At 61.6% G+C, this 2,467-nt stretch carries 4 protein-coding genes; 1 reads left to right on the forward strand and 3 read right to left on the reverse strand.

Annotated elements, in window-relative coordinates; genetic code table 11:
- On the reverse strand, positions 1-203 hold a 203-nt coding region (locus tag EN949_RS36285), incomplete at its 3' end, for a hypothetical protein (RefSeq protein ID WP_206535002.1).
- Here EN949_RS36285 and EN949_RS34535 point away from each other — a divergent pair.
- Positions 118-1,290, forward strand: a complete 1,173-nt coding sequence (locus tag EN949_RS34535) for a site-specific integrase (RefSeq protein WP_127371963.1) — start codon at positions 118-120, stop codon at positions 1,288-1,290. The two genes, EN949_RS36285 and EN949_RS34535, sit on opposite strands and share 86 nt — an antisense overlap.
- A 23-nt stretch (positions 1,291-1,313) precedes the next feature.
- Here the strand turns inward: EN949_RS34535 and EN949_RS34540 are convergent, their stop codons facing one another.
- Entirely contained in the window at positions 1,314-1,832 is a 519-nt protein-coding gene (locus EN949_RS34540) for an RES family NAD+ phosphorylase (protein WP_013525332.1), read from the reverse strand.
- Positions 1,829-2,218 (reverse strand): MbcA/ParS/Xre antitoxin family protein, encoded by a 390-nt coding sequence (locus tag EN949_RS34545; protein ID WP_013525331.1) that lies wholly within the window; start codon positions 2,216-2,218, stop codon positions 1,829-1,831. Before EN949_RS34545 ends, EN949_RS34540 begins: the two co-directional genes overlap by 4 nt.
- Between the last annotated feature and the right edge of the window lie 249 nt (positions 2,219-2,467).

The following is a 2,467-nucleotide window of genomic DNA, read 5'->3' on the forward strand; positions in this document are numbered from 1 at the left end:
GGGTAAAGCGCGCGTGCGCTTTGCGCTATGATTTTCGCACCGAAACGCACAGCCTGTCGTGCAGATATAATGAATGATAATGTTGCATTATCGTTCGTTACAAGCCATGCTAGCAGAATGGCCCCTATCGTCGACCTGAGCCGCGAAAATCGTCCTGAGGAGAGCAAAGCGCCGTCCCACAGCACGACCGCGATCGCCAGCACCTCCCCTCCCTCGCCTCCAGCTGACGACTTGCCTGATATTGTCGATATCGTCATGGAAATGGCGCAGGCACCCTGCGAGCCGCAAAACGCCCCTCCCCTGCCGGCGCACCTGGAAGGGCTCGCCGGGCGCGCGCGCGATTACGTCGAGGCAGCAAGCTCGGCGAACACCCGGCGCGCCTACGCCGCCGATTGGAAGCATTTTTGCGCCTGGGCGCGCCGCCAGCATCTCGATGTGTTGCCGCCCGACCCGCAGGTCGTTGGCCTTTACATCACGGCCTGCGCGTCCGGTAAGGTGACGGGCGACAAGAAGCCGAACGCCGTCTCGACCATCGAGCGACGTCTCTCCTCGATCACCTGGAATTTTTCTCAGCGTGGCCAGCCATTGGACAGGAAGGACCGGCATATCGCCACTGTGCTGGCCGGCATTCGCAACACTCACGCCTCCCCTCCCCGGCAAAAGGAAGCCATTCTGACTGAAGACCTGATTGCCATGCTCGAGACCCTTGACCGTGGAACGTTGCGCGGCCTGCGCGACCGCGCCATGCTCCTGTTGGGTTTCGCCGGCGGCCTGCGGCGTTCTGAAATCGTTGGCCTGGACGTTGCCAGGGACCAAACCCAGGACGGCCGCGGCTGGATCGAGGTTTTGGACAAAGGCGTTCTCGTCGCATTGCGCGGAAAGACCGGCTGGCGCGAGGTCGAGATCGGCCGTGGCTCGTCCGATGCCACATGCCCGGTTGTGGCGGTGCAAACCTGGCTGAAACTGGCGAGGGTCGGCCATGGGCCGTTGTTTCGACGCGTCACCGGAAACGGCAAAGCAGTTGCAGCCGAGCGGCTCAACGACCAGGAAGTGGCGCGGCTGGTCAAACGCACCGCCCTCGCAGCCGGGGTTCGTGGCGACCTGTCCGAAGGCGATCGTGCAGAGAAATTTTCCGGTCATTCCTTGCGCGCCGGTCTTGCCTCATCGGCTGAGGTCGACGAGCGTTACGTTCAAAAGCAGCTTGGCCATACGTCGGCCAAAATGCCCCGCCGCTACCAGCGGCGCAGGGACCGGTTTCGCGTCAATCTCACCAGGGCCAGTGGACTGTAGGCCCCCTCCCCTGGCGGATCGGTCTATCGCCAAGACAGCTGATCCCTCGGCAGCCGACCACTGGGGTCGAATACAGCCACCTTGTGCGGGAGATCGGGGCCCCAGTTCCAAAGGACCAGATTGCGATCCTCCATCTCGGCCCCCGGCGCGAAGCTCGGAACCACGATGCCGGCAACATTTCGGGGTTGCAACCGCTCATAGATGGACCAGGACGCTGGACGTTCTCCGTTGCTGAGAGCCGTCGCCCAGGCACAGGCCATCTCTTCGAGCGTCACAGAAAACTCTCCTCTCCGCTCTTCCGTTGTCAGATCCGCGATGTCGTCACAATCGATCTCATAGGAGCAAAGCACGCAGGGATCGATCCGCTGTGCGAAGCCCTGGTTGGCTTCCTTGATCGCTGTCATGATGGTCAGCGCCAGATAGAGCGCCGGCACGCCTTTGGGATTGAATCGAGCCCCTCGGATCGCCGCTCCTTCGCCGGAAGTCGGCTTGAATGCCCAACGTGGATCATGTGCGCGGTAGCAGGTTCCGACGAACCTCACGCAAACCCGCCAACGGCCATGTGATCGAGATAATCACGGACCGCTGCTGCCTTGCCGTCCTTCACCAGCGCCTCAGCGGTGCGTCCCCCAAATGCCGGAAGCGGCTGAGCCCGATACCAGGCCATCGCCTGCTCCTTGCCACCCGCCCATTCCGTCACTCGGCTGATGATCTCGAGCATTTCTCGCAGACGCCCCTGGGTCTTTACCGTGGCGCTACGCTCTGACCGATAAAGCGTCTCGCGTGCAAGACCTGCAGTCTGGGCCAACTGGCCTTTGGACATGCCAAAACCGTCCGCGACCTGCCCAATCGCAATCTTCCCATTCCGGTCCATGTAGGACAAGATGAGAGGTCCATTCTGCTCGGCTATCTTGAGTGCCTGGCCCATGGTGTTCATCCTACCATATCGGGAGTCATATTTCGTGTGCAGAAGATATGGCACTTGTAGACTGTTTTCAAGAACGAACCCGTTCAGTGGCCGCGCCGCAAACCCCGCCGACAGGTGGGAATGTGCCAGGCCACCTCAACAGCACCGGTCACATCCTTACGCCGCTGCCCCGCGATATCTTGCCGCTCATCCGGTCATCCGTGCTGACGCGCCATTGGCTTTCAGCGCCGCCATGAGCATAGGTCCAAC

This window comes from Mesorhizobium sp. M7A.F.Ca.US.007.01.2.1, assembly GCF_003998165.1.
GTDB classification, from domain to species: Bacteria; Pseudomonadota; Alphaproteobacteria; order Rhizobiales; family Rhizobiaceae; genus Mesorhizobium; species Mesorhizobium ciceri.